Here is a 15507-nt window from a genome sequence, read left to right as displayed (position 1 = left end):
CCCCCCCCCCCCCCCCCCCCCCCCCCCCCCCCCCCCCCCCCCCCCCCCCCCCCCCCCCCCCCCCCCCCTCTTTTAATGATACGGCCACCCCCGATATCTACACTGTTCGCATTTCGTCGGCAGCGTCAGATGTGTATAAGCCCCCCGTGCAAGCTCGTGCGTCAGAACATGCTTCAACCCCGGTCGCGGGTTACTGCGTCCACGACTGGACTTTGTTCTGAGTCAGGCCTGAATGAGGCGACTTCACTACGTCCGCCGTCGTTTCAGCGGACTTACGTCTTACACCAAATCGGCATCTCTAAGAACTGGAATTAAAATAGTTTTCAGCTGCCTTCGACAAGGGCGCATAGCAAGTCCCCCAAAATCCATGTTCACTCTGATGAGCCAAGAGCCACCAAATAAATTTTCTCGCACAAGCTACGGACCTGAGCCGTACCGCACGGCCGCCGAGGTCTCGTTAGACGAGCGTGTAGTTGCTGTATTAGAGGGCCAGGCAAAGTTCTTACTCCGTGAAGTCATTGGCCTGACCGCATTGAAGAAAATTCCAGAGGGATTGATCGCCAAGCGTTTCCAAGCTGAACTTCCTGTGAAAGTCGACCAGGTGCTGGAGTACATCAAGTCCAACGGACTACCAAATGGGTTTGGCGGTTGGGGCGTCCAGCTGAAAGAGTGTTCCAACGGCTGGCAACTGATCCAAATTGACGACCGTGGCCCCGACGCACTGCGGATTTTTGCCACAAGATACGACGCAGAACGGGCACTGCTGCTTTTGTGTGAGAGAACAGTCCAGCCCTATGTAATTGGAGCTCTGTCAGGTGAAAAATAGTCGGAGCGACTGGTCTTGGCCGGACCCCGACCGTCGCTAGCAGTACCCCATGGCGGCTGAGCCGAAAGGTTGCCGGCTGATGCTCACTTTGCAGCGCAATCCTCCTTCCACGCCCCCCAAACGCCCTGCCCCTTCAACACCTCGCCCACCCTCTTGCGCACCGCCCTGCTCGCCTGCCCATACCTGAGCAAAAACTCCGCCACCTCATCATCCGTATCCGAATGGAAAAACGCCATCGGCACCTTGAGCACTTCCGCCAACTTGCGCACGGTCAGGAGGTCCGGTCTGTGTTTCCCCAGCTCATAGCGATTGACCCGTGGCCAACCACAAACTGGTAGGCACCCGCCTCAAGTCCATCCGGCAGCCCCCATCTTCTTGAACGCCCTGCCAATCAGCTACGCAACTCGTAGTATCTGCGTCACGAAAAACCGGCAAGCATCACCCCTTTCTGAAGGAGATGCAATGTCAGACGCCAATGGAATGCTTCGTGGAGAGTCGAACCCATGAAGCACATCCCCCCATCCCCTCCCCCCGAAAACACCCACGCCCAGAAGCTCGCAACAGCGCTGCATGAAATGGACCGCTTCGTGCAGCAAGGCTGTGCCGAGGTTTCCGCCCTGGCCCAGCTGGCGCTGGCCTGGCTGGAGATTCCCGAAGGCCATCAGCGGCTGGACGTGGTGGCGCAGGCGCTGGTGACCATTCGCAATAGCGCTGAATCGCTGGCGGAGTACGCAGGCAGCGAAGCCCGGGTGATGAACTGCGAGTACGAGGACCAGGCAGAGGTGCGCCGCAGCGAGGCGGCCAAGGTGGCTGCCGAAGAGGCCGGGCATGTGTACACCGTGGCGGGCCCTGGGGCGGCGCGTTGAACACGGTCGGCGCGGGCCGGATGGGTGCGGCTGGCAGGTAGCTCGATCAATCCGCCCGCGTCTGCGCCCCGCCATCGGGCTCGAACGCAAAGCCCACGCCATAGACGGAGCGAATCCACTCATGGCGGTCGTCCGCCGCCTTGAGTTTCTTGCGCAGGTTCTTGATGTGGCTGTCGATGGCGCGCTCGTTCACGTCCAGTGTGTCGGCGCAGGCCAGCTCCAGCAGCTGCGCGCGGGAGTACAGGCGGCCGGGCTGGCGCATCAGGGCCTGCAGCAAGGTCAGCTCCCGCTTGGTCAGCGGCAGCACGCTGCCGTTGAGCATGGCGCGGCCCTGCTCGGGCAGCAGCGTCAGGCGTTGCTGCGCGGGGACGGGGCCGGCACTGCGGCGCAGCACGGCCTTGACGCGGGCCACGACTTCGCGCGGGGCGAAGGGTTTGCAGATGTAGTCGTCCGCGCCCAGCTCCAGGCCCAGCAGGCGGTCCATTTCCTCGACACGCGCGGTGAGCAGGATGACGGGGCTGGCGCTGTGGGGGCGGAACTGGCGCAGGATGTCCAGGCCATCGAGGCCGGGCAGCATGATGTCCAGCACGGTGAGGTCGGGCGGGGAGCGCAGCATGCGGTCCAGCGCCTCGCGCCCGTGGCGGATGTGCTCGACTTCGTAGCCGGCATGGCGCAGGTAGTCGATGACGATGGCGGCCATGTCGGTCTCGTCTTCGACCAGGAGGATGCGGGCAGGCTTCATGGCGCGGGATTTTCCAGCAAGGGCAGCCACAGCGTGATGCGCAGGCCGCCCAGCGGCGAGGCAGCCGCCTCGATGCTGCCGCCATGGGCCTGGACGATGGTGCGGCAGATGGCCAGCCCCAGGCCGGAGCCCCCCAGGCCGTCGCCGTCGCGCACGCGGGAGGCGTCCACGCGATAGAGGCGGTCGAACAGGCGCGGCAGGTGCTGGCTGGGCACGCCGGGAGCCGTGTCGTCCCAGCGCAGCTGCAGCATGCTGCGGTCCTGCATCTGGACGATTTCGGCAGACACCTGCAGCCGCCCGCCCGCAGCCGTGTAGCGCAGGCTGTTTTCCAGCAAGTTGGCAAACACCTGGTGCAGCCGGTGCGGGTCGCCCTGCACCAGCGGCGGCGGAATGCGCGCGGCCAGTTGGTCCACGGCGGAGCGGTCGAGGCCAATGCCGACCTGCTCGAAGCCGGGCCGCGCGCCGTCCAGTGCCTCGCCCAGCAGGGTCAGCACATGCACGGGCACATGGCCCGAGCCGTGCAGGGCCTGCGGGTCGTCCAGGCTCACGCGCAGGTCGCTGACCAGCCGTATCAGTCGCATGATCTGCCGGTGCAGGCGCAGCGCCATGCGGTCGTCCATGGGCAGCACGCCGTCCTGCACGGCCTCGACCTCGGCGCGCATGGTGGACAGGGGCGTGCGCAGCTCATGCGCCACATCGGCCAGCCAGCGCTGGCGCGAGGCCTCCATGGTGGCCAGCTGCACGGCCATGTCGTTGAAGGTTTCCGCAAGGCGGGCCAGCTCCGCATCGCCCTTGATGGCCACGCGCGTGTCCAGCCGCCCGGCCGCAATGCCGCGCAGGCCATCGACAAAGGCGGTCAGCGGCTCCAGCCAGCGCCGCGTGAGCCAGGCCGACAGCAGCAGCGCCAGCAGCAGGCCGGCCAGCCCGGTCCAGGCCACAAAACCCATCTGCTGCGCGAGGAAGGCGCGGTCCAGGTCGCGCTGCATGCCCTGCCCGGTCAGCACGGGGGACAGCACGATCTCGCCAATGGCCTGCCCGTTGGCGGCGCGCAGAACACGGTGCGCCGCACCGGGCTGCGGCGCCATGCCGGAGATGAGCTGGCCCTGGGCATCCAGCAGGCCCACGCGCGCCCACGGGCCGCCGAACGGGCGGTCTGGCGGCGGGCCTGGGCGATCTGTACGGTCTGTACGGTCGGAGCGATCTGATTGATCTGAGCGATCGGCACGCTCTCCGCCTTCCGGCCCAGGTGGCGGCGGAAACTCCGGGCCCGGCCCCGGACCGTGGCTTCCCTCAAAACCAGGCCTCGGCTCCGGCATGGGCATGGGTGTCCGTGGCCCGGGCTCGCCCGCAGGAAAGCCCCGGCCCATGCCTGCGCCCGGGCGCACCATGTCGCGCCAGAAACCGGGGTTGGCGCGCGCCGCATCCCAGCCACCGTTTTGATCGTGGTGCTGGACCAGCCGCTCGGCCAGCCCGTCCATGCCGGTCAGCTCCACCTCGGCCATGTACGGGCCCAGGCCCCGCTGCAGCCCCAGGCGCGAGAAGCCGAGAAACACCAGCAGCAGGGCCACCAGCAGCACGGCCAGGGCGAAGAAGGCCTTGTGCTGCAGCTTCAGGCGCGGGAGGCGGAGGCTCATTCAGTTGCTGCGTCAGACGGCAATGCCGATGGATATCGTGGCGGTATGGCCATTGGTGGTGTCTCCGGTGAAGGTGGGCGTCTGCCACGCGATCTGCTCGCTGGTGTTGTCGCCGAAGACATTGTCCGATGTCACGCTGACCCGCGACAGGTTGGAGACGCTGGCGCTGTAGCCGCTGACACCGGCATAGACGGCGCTGGCGATGTCCTTGGGCATGGCCATCTGCGAGGTCAGCAGCTTGTTGGTGTAGCTGCCGGCCGTGTTGAGGCTGCGGAACACCTCGAAGTGCATGTGCGGCCAACGCCCGTCATAGCAGCCCGGGAAGATGGTCACAAAGGTGCATTCGCCATTGCTGTCCGTCGCCTGCACGCCGCGCAGGAAGTTCTGGTTGAGCAGGTCGGTGGAGTACAGCGAATACTCGCCCTCGCGGGTGCAGTGCCACAGGTAGATGGCATAGCCTTCCAGCGGGCTGCAGTTGGTGCTGACGTTGACCAGGGTGATCTTGAGCGTCAGCGGCAGGCCCGCAGCCGTGCCGCTCATGCCGCCAAAGCTGCTGCGCAGGTCGCTGCGTACCACGCCGCTTTGCGACAGCACGTTGACCAGGCTGCCGCGCGAGCCGTTGGAGCCGTCGGCGGGGTAAGGGCCTTCGGTTTCCGTGGGATCGACCATGCAGGTGCCGGTCGTGGTTCCAGTCCCCGTGCCCGTACCAGTGCCCGTACCCGTGTCGGTGCCCGTTCCTGCCCCGGTTCCGGTGCCCGTGCCGGTTCCTGTCGAATCACTGGAATCACCACCACCGCCACAGGCGGACAGAAGCGTCACGGCGCCGCCAGAGGCCATCAGGCCCAGCATGCGGCGCCGGTCGAACAGGCGGCGCGCCATGACTTGCAGATCGTGCTGAAGGCCCAGGTCGTGGGCATCTTGAGAGTGGTTCATGGGGATGGCTTTTTCATGAGGGCCTGTGCGCAGGCCCGTGGGGTTGCAGACAGCCCGGCGGCGTGGCCCGCCGGGCCACGCGATCACTGCTGCGGATGGGGCGGCGGCCCGCCTGCGCCGGGCCCGCCGGCCGGCATGGCCACCAGTTGCCCGTTCAGGCTGCGGCAGGTGCCGGCCAGCGTCTTGCCATCAGGCATGGTCAGGGTCACGCTGTCACCTTCGGCCTTGCCCTGGCAGGCGGTATAGGCCTCGGGCGGCGGCGACGGCGGATTGCCGTGCCCCCCGTGGCCCTGCGCATGGCTGCAGGCCGCCGCGAAGGCCGCCATAGCCAGCACAAGGGCCGGGCGAATGCGTGAAGCGTTGGTTTGCGAGAAATCAATCATGGTCTTTTCCTGGAGTTGCCAAGGAATTCTTGCGACCAATCTGGGGGGAAATTGGGAGAAGTGGGGACGAGCTGGTACAAGCTCACAGAGCGAGTGAGTCAACAAGCTCTGCATCGCACAACAGAACCATGAAATCAACAAGATTCCTGCTGCTGGCCGCCCTGCTCGGCCCACCCGCTCTTGCTGCAGATCTGACCGTGATCGAAATGCATGCGGCAAGCGGCAATGATCGCCCGTACAGCCTGGATGGCCAGCGGGTCAGTCCGGCTCAGTTGAGAAACACACTCTCCAGGAAGCTGACCGCAGCCCCCGATGCCAAAAGCACGGCACGCATTGCCGTACTGGTCGATCCCGATGTGAAGGTCGGCGCCCTCTCCGAGCTTCGCGGTCTGGTGATGAAAGTGGGATTCGGCATGCCGCGCTATTTCATGACGACGCGGGTGAATGACAGGCTCTCCGAGATCCAGGTGAACTACAGCCCGGTCTTCCCGAGAAGCGGGCTGGAGGCGGTGATGTCGTCCGGCCAACCGGCTGCAGATCCAGCGGCAACAGCACCCACTCCGCCCCGCTGATCACAGCCCCAGCATTGTCTTTAGCAGTCAGAGGGCCGAGTTTTTATTCCAGCGTGACATTGGCCTTCTTGACCAGGCGCGCAAAGCGCTCCTGCTCGGAGCGCAGGAACTGGGCTGCCGCCTCGGGGCTGTTGAGCACGGTGTATTCGTCGCGCCGTGCAAAGCCGGCCTTGACCTCGGGGTCGGCAAAGGCGGTGGCGATGCCGTCGTGCAGGCGGCGCACCTGGGCGGGCGGCATGCCCTTGGGGCCTATGGCGGCCACCCAGCCGGCGATGTCCACGCCGGGAAAGCCCTGCTCTGCCACGGTGGGCACATCGGGCAGCGATGCCACGCGCTCGCGGCCCATGATGCCGATGGCACGCAGCGCGCCGGATTTGAGGTGCGCCTGCGCCGTGCCCACGGCGATCACGCCGAAGTCCACCTGCCCGCTGAGCAGGTCCACCACCATCTGGCCGACGCCCTTGTAGGGAATGTGGCGTGCCGTGGTGCCGGCCGCGTCCAGAAAGACTTCGGCCGCGAGGTGGAAGATGGTGCCGTTGCCGGACGAGGCGTAGTTGAGGTCGCCGGGCCGCGCCTTCATGAGCGCCTGCAGTTCGCGCGCATTGCGCGCCGCCACCTTGGGGTGGACGACCAGCACGAAGGGCGAGCCGCCGACGATGGACAGCGGCGTGATGTCGGCCAGGCTGTCGTAGGGCAGCTTCTTGAACACGCTGGGGTTGACGGCGTGGTTGTTGGAGATGAAGGCGATGGTGTTGCCATCGGCCGGCGCCTTGACCAGGGCCTGCGTTCCCGTGATGCCGCCCGCGCCCGGCAGGTTCTCCATGACCACGGGCTGGCCGCCCAGCGAGCGCACCAGTGCAGTCTGGGCCGAGCGCACGATGGTGTCGGCGCCCGAGCCTGCCCCCACGGGCAGGATGACGCGCAGCGGCGTGCCATTTTGGGCGCGCACGCCCAGGGCAGCGGCCCCCAGCGATGCGCCGGCCAGGGCCAGCAGGGTGCGGCGGCGGGTGGGATGGGACGAGTGCATGGGGTTGTCTCCTTTTTGTGTTGTCTCATGCGCGCCGGGGTGTTTTGTCTGCTGCCTTCGGCGCCCGGGGTTGGCTGTCAGGTCCGTGATGCAAGGGCTCCGAGGATTTCTTCGGTGTGCTCGCCAATCCCGGCCAGCGGCATGCGCACGCCGGGGCGGTGGCCGTTCATGAGCAGGGGCAGCAGCACCACGTCGGTCTGGCCGCCGTCTTCGGTCTGCATGGAAGCCAGGCCGCCGCTTTGGCGCAGGTGCGGGTCGTCCACCAGTTGCTCGGGCCGCGTGATGGGCGCGTAGGGAATGCCTGCGGCCTCCAGCTGCGGCGCGAGCCGGGCCGATTCATGGCTGGCCAGGATGGCGCCCAGCTCGGCCAGCAGTTGGGGGCGCACGGCCACGCGGGCGGCGTTGTCGGCATATTCGGGGCGCTGCAGCAGGTCGGCGCGGTCCAGCACGCGGCACAGGGTGGCGAACTGCTTGTCGCTGACGGCGCCGATGAACAGCTGCTCGCCACCGGCCAGGGTGAACACGTCGTAGACGCTCCAGGCCGATACGCGCGAGGGCATGGGCGGCGGTGCCTCGCCCGTCATCAGGTACTGCTGCATGTGCTGGGAGGACAGGAAGACGCAGTTCTCGAACAGCGCGCTTTGCACCTCCTGGCCGCGCCCGGTGCGCTCACGCTCGCGCAGGGCGGCGAGCACGCCGATGGCGCCGAACATGCCGCCCATGATGTCGTTGACGCTGGTGCCCGCGCGCAGCGGCCGGCCCACGGGGCCGGTCATGTACGACAGGCCGCCCATCATCTGCACCACCTCGTCCAGCGCCAGGCGCTTTTCGTAGGGGCCGGGCAAAAAGCCCTTGTGGCTGACGTAGATGAGACCGGGCGCGCGCTGCGACAGCGTGGCGTGGTCCAGGCCCAGGGACTGCATGAGGCCGGGGCGGAAGTTCTCCAGCACCACATCGCTGCCAGCGGCCAGCTCGGCAGCGGTGGCGCGGCCCGCTTCGGTGGTGATGTCCAGCACCACGCTTTTCTTGTTGCGGTTGAAGCTGCGGAAAAAGCCGATGCCCAGGCCGGGCAGCGTGCGCGTTTTGTCGCCGCCCGGTGGCTCGACTTTGATGACTTCGGCGCCCAGGTCGGCCAGGATCATGCCGCAGGTGGGGCCCATGACCATGTGGGTGAATTCGATGACGCGGATGCCGGACAGCGGCAGCAGGGGTTCGGTGGCCATACAGGTGTGCTCGTGGGAAGGTAAGGGGTTCATGCAGCGGCGGGGGCTGCGTCGGCGGTGACGCTGCGCGGCAGGCCCGCGCGCCACAGCGCGCCATGCAGGCTTTCGCCATCCAGCCAGGCGGCCACCTTGGCGCGCAGGCGCAGCAGGGCCTCGATGTCCAGGCCCGTGTCGATGTCCATGGTGTCCAGCATGAAGGCCAGGTCTTCGGTGGAGGCATTGCCGCTGGCGCCGGGCGCATGGGGGCAGCCGCCGATGCCGGCCAGCGTGGCGTCAAAGCGCGCGACGCCGGTTTGCAGTGCGGCATGCACATTGGCCAGCGCCAGGCCGCGCGTGTCGTGGAAGTGGCCGCACCAAAAGCGTTCGCCCGCAACGCGCCTCGCCTGCTCGAACAGCGATTGCACCTGGCCCGGCCCGCCATGGCCCACGGTGTCGGCCATGCTGACGCGGTCGGCCCCCGCGTCCAGCAGGGCCTGCATGCAGCGCAGCACCTCGGCCGGCTCCACCCGGCCCTGCAGCGTGCAGCCGAAGGCCGTGCCAATGCCGCCCTCGATCAGCATCTTCGAACCTGCGGCATCGCGTGCGGCACGCATGCGGGCCACCTCGGCCACGACCTCATCGGGCGTCTTGCGCAGGTTGGCCAGGCTGTGGGCATGGCTGGCCGACAGGGGCACCAGCATCAGGTCGGCCCCGCTGGCAAGGGCACCTTCGGCACCGCGCAGATTGGGCACCAGCACGGAGACGAACAGGCCCGGCAGCGTTCGGGCATAGGCCACCAGCTCGGCCGTGTCGGCCAGCTGGGGCAGCAGGCGTGCGGGGACGAAGGAGCCGACTTCGATCTCGCGCTGGCCGGCAGCGTAGGCATCGCGTATCCATTCCTTCTTGAGCTCGGTGGACAGCACGGTCTGGATGCTTTGCAGGCCATCGCGCAGGCCGACCTCGCGGATGACGGCGGACTGCAGGGCACGGATGGGTTCTGGCATGGGAAGGTTCGCGTGGGGTGGTTTGTCTTGAATGGCACTTTAGATATTCCCATCAGCGTGCAGAAGCGATAATTTTTCGCCTCAGAGTTTCCCGAATGGAAATCCATAACCACCATGAAAGACCTGGACCTGACCACCCTGCGGCTCTTTGTCGCGGCCTGCGACCTGGGCAACATCGCCCGCGCGGGCGAGCAGCAGCACATCGGCTCATCGGCCATCAGCAAGCGCTTGGCGCTGCTGGAAGAGCAGGTGCAGGCCCCGCTGCTGGAGCGCCACCGCCGGGGCGTGGTGCCCACGGCAGCCGGGCTGATGCTGCTGGAGCATGCACGCGCCATGCTGGCCAGCGCCGACCGCGCGGCCCGCGACATGGCGGCCTACCAGCATGGCGTGAAGGGCCAGGTGCGGATACTGGCCTCGGTGTCGTCGATTGCCGAGTCCCTGCCCGATGACATCGCGGCCTTTCTGCAAAAGCCCGAGCACGCGCAGATCCGCGTGGATATCGAGGAGCTGACCAGCAGCGAAATCATCCGATCCATCCGCGAAGGCCTGGCCCTGGTGGGCGTGTGCTGGAACGCAGCCGATCTGGAGGGCCTGCAGACCCTGCCCTACCGCTGCGACACCCTGGCCGTGGCCGTGCCGGCCGGCCACCCGCTGGCCTTGCGCGACAGCTGCAGCTTCAGCGAAACGCTGGATTGCGAGCATGTGGGCCTGCCCGCCTCCACGGCCGTCTACACCATGCTGGCACGGGCGGCGGCCATCATCGGCCGGCCCATCAATTACCGCGCCGTGGTCAGCTCCTTCGACGCCACGATCCGCTGCGTGCGCGCCGGCCTGGGCGTGGCCATCATGCCCAGGGAGATACTGGGCATGGCGGGCTCCGGTCATGGCGGGCAAGGTGTGCAAGGTGTGCAAGGTGTGCAAGGTGTGCAAGGTGTGCAAGGCGTGAACATGGTGCCGCTCACCGATGCCTGGGCGCGGCGGCAGTTCGCGATCTGCTTCAGGGACGGCAGCCGGCTATCGCCTGCGGCGCGCACGCTGGTGGACTATCTGGCCGGGTGCGCCCAGGCGGGCTGAGCAGGTCTTGGGAGTTATCACGATTAATTGAAGTTTGCGTGATACATCCGCTACAGGGTCCCTCCAACAATGGGACCCATGAACACCGCCCTCATCACCCCCCAACCGGCACAGCCCAAGGATGGCCAGCGCATCCACCCGCTGTGGCTGCGCCTCACGCATTGGCTCAATGCGCTGGCCGTGGTCATCCTGGTGACCAGCGGCTGGCGCATCTACAACGCGGCGCCGTTCTTTGATTTCAGCTTTCCGGGCTCGATCACGCTGGGCGGCTGGCTGGGCGGGGCGCTGCAATGGCACTTCGCGGCCATGTGGCTGCTGGTGTTCAACGGGCTGCTGTACCTGCTGCTCAATATCGCCAGCGGCCGGTGGCTGCGCAAGTTCTTTCCCGTCAGCGTGCAAGGCGTGCGCCAGGACCTGGTGGCCGCCCTCAAGGGCCGGCTCTCGCACGCCGACCCGGCCCGCTACAACCATGTGCAAAAGCTGGCCTACCTGTTCGTGGTGCTGGACCTGGTGGTGATCGTGCTGTCGGGCCTGGTGCTGTGGAAGTCGGTGCAGTTCCCGCTGCTGCGCGAGTTGCTGGGCGGCTATGAGTCCGCAAGGCGCGTGCACTTCTTCGGCATGTCCGCGCTGGTGGCCTTCGTGGTCGTGCACCTGGCAATGGTCGCCCTGGTGCCCCGGACCTTCCTGACCATGATCCACGGCCGTGCGCCCAAGTCACCATGAAAATCTTCAAAGTCCCTTCCCTGCCCGGCGTCGATGGCGAGGCCGTGGTGCGCGAGGCACGCTCGCTGATCGTCCGCAAGCTGGACCAGCCCGCACGCCGCGCCTTCTTGCAGCGCTCGCTGACGCTGGGCGGCCTGTCCCTGCTCACGGGCTGCAGCATCAGCGATGACAGCCACGTCGAGGCCGCGCTCAGCCAAGTATCGCGCTTCAACGACCGCATGCAGGGCCTGCTCTTCAGCCCCACGCGGCTGGCGCCCACCTATTCCGCAGCCGAGATCACGCGCCCCTTCCCCTTCAATGCCTACTACGGCGAGGACGAGGTGCGCGAGGTGGACGGGGCCAGCTGGCGCCTGGAGGTGACCGGCATGGTCGCCGACCGCCACGCCTGGACCCTGGCCGAGCTGCGCGCCATGCCGCAGGACGAACAGATCACGCGCCATATCTGCGTGGAAGGCTGGAGCGCCATAGGCCGCTGGGGCGGCGTGCGCTTTGCCGATTTCCTGCGCCACATAGGCGCCGACACCAGTGCCAAGTACGTCGGCTTCAAGTGCGTTGACGACTACTTCACCAGCATCGACATGGCCACGGCCCTGCATCCGCAGACGCTGATGGCATTGACTTACGACGGGCAGCCCCTGCCGCCCAAATATGGCTTTCCGATGAAGCTGCGCATGCCCACCAAGCTGGGCTACAAGAACCCGAAGCACATCCAGGCCATGTTCGTCACCAACACCTACTCCGGCGGCTACTGGGAAGACCAGGGCTACAACTGGTTCGGAGGCAGCTGAGCGGCCTTCCAAGCCGCTGGGCCGCCAACGAAGGTGCGAGGCCGGGCCCATCCAAAGCCGGCCGATTTGCAATCCCGCAAACCGCTAATCCAAAGGAAGACTCAAATGACCAAGCTCACCACCACCCTGCTCGCCACCTGCCTCGCCCTGGCTGGCGCCACCACGGCATTCGCTGCGGATGAGATGGCGAAGGACGGCATGTCCAACGGAGCCATGTCCAAGGATTCGATGTCCAAGGATGGAATGAAGAAGGACTCCATGGCCAAGGACGGCATGAAGAAAGACTCCATGTCCAAGGACGGGATGAAGAAGGACTCGATGTCCAAGGACGGCATGCACAAGGATGGCATGCACAAGGACGGCATGTCCAAGGATGGAATGAAGAAGGATTCCATGGGCAAGGACGCCATGTCCAAATAAGCAGACGGACTCGCCTGATCCGTCTGGTGCCCTCCAGGCGGTCGGGCCGTCGGGGCTGCTTGGGCCTGCCTGAAGCTACCTGGGGCTGCCGATCAGGCAACCAGGCACAGAGCCCGGTCCTGCCTGCGCCCCGAATGCCCGCTCTGCAACAGAAGCGGGCCGGCGGGCTTCAGCGGCGCTGCGGAGGACGCGGGCCCGGTGCGCCGGAGCGTTGCTCGATGTGGCGGAACGTGAGGCGACCCTTGTTCAGGTCATAGGGCGACATTTCAAGCGTCACCTTGTCGCCGGCCAGCACGCGGATGCGGTGCTTGCGCATTTTTCCGCCGGTATAGGCGATGAGCTGGTGGCCGTTTTCCAGCGTTACGCGGAAGCGGGAATCAGGCAGCACTTCGTCTACCCGGCCTTGCATTTCGATCAGTTCTTCTTTAGCCAATGGGACTCCTGTGAGTACATGTTGAAAGGGTTGCGTCGCCGCAAGTTGCTGGTGCAGCACCATGCTGCGGCCTTGGGCCAGCGCAGGATGACCGCTGCACGCAGGCAGCGGAGCATCGAAAAAAGGGAAAAGAGGACCCTGCAGGTGGCAGGGAGAGTGCGGACCCGGGAGGTGGGTTGGATTCGCGTGGTGCTCGCCGTTGAGTGTGACAGTTGCGGACCTCGTCACAGACTTTGTGACAGTGGGCGGCTAACGGCAGCCCGGAGACCGCGAAGGTGTCAGACGGGCACTGAGGAGGCGAACAACAAGGACAGCACCTCCATCAGTATAGGTGAATTGCCGGCCGCGCGTTGAAGCGGCGCCGGGTACCGCACCTGTACGGGACGGCATTTTCCCTGTCGCGACTGGGGCAATTCGCAGTCGAACCGGAAGTAGTGCCCTCTCTTGGTGGTTGCCGCGGCATCGAAGTGGCCGCAGGCGGCCCGCCTCATGCCTTTCACTTATGCCTTTCACCTATCCCAGCTTGGGCAGCAGATTGAACAGCAACACCATCAGCAGGCCCACAAAGGACACGATGGACTGGACCACGGTAATCGTCTTGGTGGCCTCGCCCATGCTCATGCCGAACGACTCCTTCACCATCCAGAAGCCCGCGTGGTTGGCGTAGTTGAAGAACAGCGAGCCGCAGCCGATGGCCAGCGCCAGCAGCGGCACGTTCAGCGAAGGATCGGAGGCCGCCAGCGGCGCCAGCAGGCCCGCCGCGCCCACGATGCCCACGGTGGCCGAGCCGGTGGACACCGACAGCAGCATGGCGATCATCCAGCCCAGCACCAGCGGAGGCAGGGCGAACTGCTGGGTCATGTGGACGATGGCATCGCCCACCTTGGCGCTGGTCAGGATCTGCTGGAAGGCGCCGCCGCCCGCAATGATGAGCATGATGCCGGCGATGGGCTTGAGGCTCTGGCCCAGCGCGTCGCGCAGCTTCTCGGCATCGGCGCCGCGCAGATAGCCCAGGGTGATGGAGGCAAACACCACGCCCAGCAGCATGGCCACCAGCGGATTGCCCAGGAAGGCCGCCGCATGCAGCAGGCCCGAATCCTTGGGCAGAAGCACCTCGGCCAGCGCATGCACCAGCATCAGCAGCGCGGGCAGCAAGGCGCACAGCACGCCCATGCCGATGCTGGGCGCACTGCCCTGCCCGCCTTCCTTCTTGCCTGATGTGAACTGCTCCAGCAGGGCTGCATCGGGGCGCGTGCTCATGCGCGGCGTGATGAAGGCGCCGTACAGCGGGCCGCCCAGCACCATGGCGGGGATCACGGCCAGAAAGCCGTACAGCATGGTCGGGCCGACCGTGGTGTGCAGCGTGGCAATGGCGGTGAGCGGACCCGGGTGCGGCGGCACCATGCCGTGCATGGCGGCCAGCGCGGCAATCACGGGCACACCCACATAGACATAGGCCGATCCCTTGAAGCGCTCATTGCTTTCCAGCTTGCGCGCCACGCTGAAGATCAGCGGCAGCATGACCACCAGCCCCACCTCGAAGAACATGGGGATGCCGATCACGAAGGCCACCAGGGTCATGGCCCAGGGAATCATGCGCTCGGACGTGCGCTGCAGGATGGCACTGGCCAGCCGCTCGGTGGTGCCGGAGTCCGCCAGGATCTTGCCCAGCATGGCGCCCAGGGCAATGACCACGCCCACCGCGCCCAGCGTCTTGCCGGCCCCGTTGGTGAGGTTCTTGACGATCTCGCCCGGCGCCATGCCGGTGGCAAAGCCCACGCCGATGGAAACCACCAGCAGCGCCAGCAAGGGATGAAGACGGATGCGCGAGACGATCAGCGCGACCAGGACCAGCACGCTGGCCAGCGCGATGAGCAGCAGTTGGGTATCGAATGAAGACATAGGAGGCTTGGAGTTGTGTTTTTATGATGGACGCCCGCACGCTGGGATGCATGCGGTTTCCAATCGCTACAAATCCTATGCCTGACCCTGAAGGGGAGCTGTAGGTTCCGGGCTTGTTCGCAGGAGACTGGCTCAGAGCCGTGCCTCCCGTTCCACTACTGCAAGACCAATGAACAACCTCGGCTCCGCTGGCACTCTCGAAGTCTTTGTCAGAGCCCCCATCCAGCCGGAATTTGTGGATTTGGTGGCGGATGCGCGCGCAGCCATCGCCAGCGACCTCGGCGAGGCGCTGGACAGCCTCTACCTGTATGGCAGCGTGGCGCGCGGCTGCGCGAGGGCGGGCTTCTCGGACCTGGACCTGACGGTGGTGCTGGTGCGCTCCCTTAGTGGACAGGAGAGCGCCCGGCTGGAGCAACTGCGCCAGGACCTGCAACTACGTCACAAAGAAGTCGTGAAGATCGATTTCGACCTGGGCACTCGGCAAGAGGTGCTGGACCCGGCCCATCTCTACAGCTGGGGCTACTGGCTCAAGCATGAGTGCTGCTGCATCCATGGAGAAGACCTGGCGCGGCAGTTTGAGGCGTTCGAGCCGTCCAGGGCGATTGCACAGGCCGTCAATGGCGACTACGTGCAGGTGCTGAACCACTACCTGCAGCGCATTGCCGCAACCCGGGACGACATGGAGGCCCTGCGCCTGCAACGCGAAGCTGCACGCAAGCTGATCCGGGCCACCAATGTGCTGCGCCCCTGCTCAGGGGGCTTCTGGCCGCGCACGCTGGAGGAGTTCGCCGGATGTTTTTCAGAGCGCCACCCGGAATTGGCAGAGTCCATCGATTTCTTCCTGATCCAGGCCAGGGCACCGTGTATGCCCAAAACACTCTTCAGTGCCCGGCTTTCCAGCTTTCTGGAATGGTTGCACCGGCAGCAGCAGTTGCTGGCATCGGAGCTGGATCCATCGGTCCCGTGAAGGCTGGACGG

19 protein-coding genes are annotated in these 15507 nt (G+C 66.1%); 9 read left to right on the top strand and 10 right to left on the bottom strand.

The genetic code is table 11. From position 1 onward, the window contains the following. A partial coding sequence (locus tag JHD82_RS30315) for a hypothetical protein (protein ID WP_199137660.1) occupies positions 1 to 221 on the top strand: 221 nt, incomplete at its 5' end. A gap of 146 nt (positions 222 to 367) precedes the next feature. After that, positions 368 to 826, top strand: coding sequence for a hypothetical protein (locus tag JHD82_RS16995; RefSeq protein ID WP_158529986.1), 459 nt, complete (start codon positions 368 to 370; stop codon positions 824 to 826). A gap of 83 nt (positions 827 to 909) precedes the next feature. Here the strand turns inward: JHD82_RS16995 and JHD82_RS16990 are convergent, their stop codons facing one another. After that, on the bottom strand, positions 910 to 1101 hold the full coding sequence (locus tag JHD82_RS16990) for a hypothetical protein (RefSeq protein WP_288896206.1): 192 nt from the start codon (positions 1099 to 1101) through the stop codon (positions 910 to 912). 228 nt (positions 1102 to 1329) lie between these two features. Between JHD82_RS16990 and JHD82_RS16985 the strand changes: the two genes are divergently transcribed. After that, positions 1330 to 1692 carry a hypothetical protein gene (locus JHD82_RS16985; RefSeq protein ID WP_199137654.1) on the top strand — a complete coding sequence of 121 codons (363 nt, stop codon included), beginning with the start codon at positions 1330 to 1332 and terminating at the stop codon, positions 1690 to 1692. Between the two features lie 46 nt (positions 1693 to 1738). Here the strand turns inward: JHD82_RS16985 and JHD82_RS16980 are convergent, their stop codons facing one another. The 4 genes from JHD82_RS16980 to JHD82_RS16965 form a co-directional block, all read right to left on the bottom strand. Next, positions 1739 to 2434 carry a response regulator gene (locus tag JHD82_RS16980; protein WP_199137652.1) on the bottom strand — a complete coding sequence of 232 codons (696 nt, stop codon included), beginning with the start codon at positions 2432 to 2434 and terminating at the stop codon, positions 1739 to 1741. Next, a complete protein-coding gene (locus tag JHD82_RS16975) occupies positions 2431 to 4068 on the bottom strand; it encodes an ATP-binding protein (RefSeq protein ID WP_199137650.1) in 1638 nt (545 codons plus the stop codon). Before JHD82_RS16975 ends, JHD82_RS16980 begins: the two co-directional genes overlap by 4 nt. Positions 4069 to 4080: 12 nt before the next feature. Beyond that, a complete protein-coding gene (locus JHD82_RS16970) occupies positions 4081 to 5001 on the bottom strand; it encodes an intradiol ring-cleavage dioxygenase (protein ID WP_199137642.1) in 921 nt (306 codons plus the stop codon). An 83-nt stretch (positions 5002 to 5084) separates the two neighbouring features. Then, positions 5085 to 5384, bottom strand: coding sequence for a hypothetical protein (locus JHD82_RS16965; protein WP_088165099.1), 300 nt, complete (start codon positions 5382 to 5384; stop codon positions 5085 to 5087). Positions 5385 to 5512: 128 nt separating this feature from the next. On the opposite strand from JHD82_RS16965, the gene JHD82_RS16960 reads away from it, so the two are divergent. Continuing rightward, positions 5513 to 5956 carry a hypothetical protein gene (locus JHD82_RS16960; RefSeq protein WP_199137640.1) on the top strand — a complete coding sequence of 148 codons (444 nt, stop codon included), beginning with the start codon at positions 5513 to 5515 and terminating at the stop codon, positions 5954 to 5956. A 43-nt stretch (positions 5957 to 5999) separates the two neighbouring features. Here JHD82_RS16960 and JHD82_RS16955 read toward each other — a convergent pair whose 3' ends face one another. The 3 genes from JHD82_RS16955 to JHD82_RS16945 all read right to left on the bottom strand — a co-directional run bounded on the left by JHD82_RS16955 (position 6000) and on the right by JHD82_RS16945 (position 9189). Then, a complete protein-coding gene (locus JHD82_RS16955) occupies positions 6000 to 6983 on the bottom strand; it encodes a tripartite tricarboxylate transporter substrate binding protein (protein WP_199137638.1) in 984 nt (327 codons plus the stop codon). A gap of 77 nt (positions 6984 to 7060) precedes the next feature. Continuing rightward, positions 7061 to 8206, bottom strand: coding sequence for a CaiB/BaiF CoA-transferase family protein (locus tag JHD82_RS16950; RefSeq protein WP_332836009.1), 1146 nt, complete (start codon positions 8204 to 8206; stop codon positions 7061 to 7063). A gap of 29 nt (positions 8207 to 8235) precedes the next feature. Then, positions 8236 to 9189 (bottom strand): hydroxymethylglutaryl-CoA lyase, encoded by a 954-nt coding sequence (locus JHD82_RS16945; protein ID WP_199137636.1) that lies wholly within the window; start codon positions 9187 to 9189, stop codon positions 8236 to 8238. Positions 9190 to 9303: 114 nt separating this feature from the next. On the opposite strand from JHD82_RS16945, the gene JHD82_RS16940 reads away from it, so the two are divergent. The 4 genes from JHD82_RS16940 (at position 9304) to JHD82_RS16925 (ending at position 12194) form a co-directional block, all read left to right on the top strand. Beyond that, positions 9304 to 10263 carry a LysR family transcriptional regulator gene (locus tag JHD82_RS16940; RefSeq protein ID WP_199137634.1) on the top strand — a complete coding sequence of 320 codons (960 nt, stop codon included), beginning with the start codon at positions 9304 to 9306 and terminating at the stop codon, positions 10261 to 10263. 69 nt (positions 10264 to 10332) lie between these two features. Then, on the top strand, positions 10333 to 10986 hold the full coding sequence (locus JHD82_RS16935; protein WP_034392405.1) for a cytochrome b/b6 domain-containing protein: 654 nt from the start codon (positions 10333 to 10335) through the stop codon (positions 10984 to 10986). Beyond that, positions 10983 to 11774: a molybdopterin-dependent oxidoreductase gene (locus JHD82_RS16930; RefSeq protein ID WP_012204973.1), complete on the top strand. Its 792-nt coding sequence runs from the start codon at positions 10983 to 10985 to the stop codon at positions 11772 to 11774. The genes JHD82_RS16935 and JHD82_RS16930 overlap by 4 nt, the downstream gene beginning before the upstream one ends. Before the next feature lie 105 nt (positions 11775 to 11879). Beyond that, on the top strand, positions 11880 to 12194 hold the full coding sequence (locus JHD82_RS16925; RefSeq protein WP_012204972.1) for a pentapeptide MXKDX repeat protein: 315 nt from the start codon (positions 11880 to 11882) through the stop codon (positions 12192 to 12194). A 169-nt stretch (positions 12195 to 12363) separates the two neighbouring features. Here the strand turns inward: JHD82_RS16925 and infA are convergent, their stop codons facing one another. Next, positions 12364 to 12627, bottom strand: a complete 264-nt coding sequence (gene infA / locus JHD82_RS16920; RefSeq protein WP_012204971.1) for a translation initiation factor IF-1 — start codon at positions 12625 to 12627, stop codon at positions 12364 to 12366. A gap of 513 nt (positions 12628 to 13140) precedes the next feature. Beyond that, positions 13141 to 14529, bottom strand: coding sequence for a GntP family permease (locus tag JHD82_RS16915; RefSeq protein WP_012204970.1), 1389 nt, complete (start codon positions 14527 to 14529; stop codon positions 13141 to 13143). Between the two features lie 169 nt (positions 14530 to 14698). Here JHD82_RS16915 and JHD82_RS16910 point away from each other — a divergent pair, with 169 nt between their 5' ends. Continuing rightward, positions 14699 to 15496 (top strand): nucleotidyltransferase domain-containing protein, encoded by a 798-nt coding sequence (locus JHD82_RS16910; RefSeq protein WP_199137632.1) that lies wholly within the window; start codon positions 14699 to 14701, stop codon positions 15494 to 15496. Positions 15497 to 15507 lie beyond the last annotated feature (11 nt).

It is taken from the genome of Delftia sp. ASV31, assembly GCF_016428765.1.
Classification (GTDB): Bacteria; Pseudomonadota; Gammaproteobacteria; order Burkholderiales; family Burkholderiaceae_C; genus Comamonas; species Comamonas acidovorans.
Note: the sequence above shows the minus strand (reverse complement) of the source record. Positions and strands in the feature narration are given on the sequence as shown.

What these genes read in the sequence shown, in the direction of transcription:
- JHD82_RS16995 (WP_158529986.1), top strand. Translation starts at nt 368, where the DNA reads ATGTTCACTCTGATGAGCCAAGAGCCACCAAATAAATTTTCTCGCACA.
- JHD82_RS16985 (WP_199137654.1), top strand. Translation starts at nt 1,330, where the DNA reads ATGAAGCACATCCCCCCATCCCCTCCCCCCGAAAACACCCACGCCCAG.
- JHD82_RS16980 (WP_199137652.1), bottom strand. Translation starts at nt 2,434, where the DNA reads ATGAAGCCTGCCCGCATCCTCCTGGTCGAAGACGAGACCGACATGGCC.
- JHD82_RS16975 (WP_199137650.1), bottom strand. Translation starts at nt 4,068, where the DNA reads ATGAGCCTCCGCCTCCCGCGCCTGAAGCTGCAGCACAAGGCCTTCTTC.
- JHD82_RS16970 (WP_199137642.1), bottom strand. Translation starts at nt 5,001, where the DNA reads ATGAACCACTCTCAAGATGCCCACGACCTGGGCCTTCAGCACGATCTG.
- JHD82_RS16965 (WP_088165099.1), bottom strand. Translation starts at nt 5,384, where the DNA reads ATGATTGATTTCTCGCAAACCAACGCTTCACGCATTCGCCCGGCCCTT.
- JHD82_RS16960 (WP_199137640.1), top strand. Translation starts at nt 5,513, where the DNA reads ATGAAATCAACAAGATTCCTGCTGCTGGCCGCCCTGCTCGGCCCACCC.
- JHD82_RS16955 (WP_199137638.1), bottom strand. Translation starts at nt 6,983, where the DNA reads ATGCACTCGTCCCATCCCACCCGCCGCCGCACCCTGCTGGCCCTGGCC.
- JHD82_RS16950 (WP_332836009.1), bottom strand. Translation starts at nt 8,206, where the DNA reads ATGGCCACCGAACCCCTGCTGCCGCTGTCCGGCATCCGCGTCATCGAA.
- JHD82_RS16945 (WP_199137636.1), bottom strand. Translation starts at nt 9,189, where the DNA reads ATGCCAGAACCCATCCGTGCCCTGCAGTCCGCCGTCATCCGCGAGGTC.
- JHD82_RS16940 (WP_199137634.1), top strand. Translation starts at nt 9,304, where the DNA reads ATGAAAGACCTGGACCTGACCACCCTGCGGCTCTTTGTCGCGGCCTGC.
- JHD82_RS16935 (WP_034392405.1), top strand. Translation starts at nt 10,333, where the DNA reads ATGGGACCCATGAACACCGCCCTCATCACCCCCCAACCGGCACAGCCC.
- JHD82_RS16930 (WP_012204973.1), top strand. Translation starts at nt 10,983, where the DNA reads ATGAAAATCTTCAAAGTCCCTTCCCTGCCCGGCGTCGATGGCGAGGCC.
- JHD82_RS16925 (WP_012204972.1), top strand. Translation starts at nt 11,880, where the DNA reads ATGACCAAGCTCACCACCACCCTGCTCGCCACCTGCCTCGCCCTGGCT.
- JHD82_RS16915 (WP_012204970.1), bottom strand. Translation starts at nt 14,529, where the DNA reads ATGTCTTCATTCGATACCCAACTGCTGCTCATCGCGCTGGCCAGCGTG.
- JHD82_RS16910 (WP_199137632.1), top strand. Translation starts at nt 14,699, where the DNA reads ATGAACAACCTCGGCTCCGCTGGCACTCTCGAAGTCTTTGTCAGAGCC.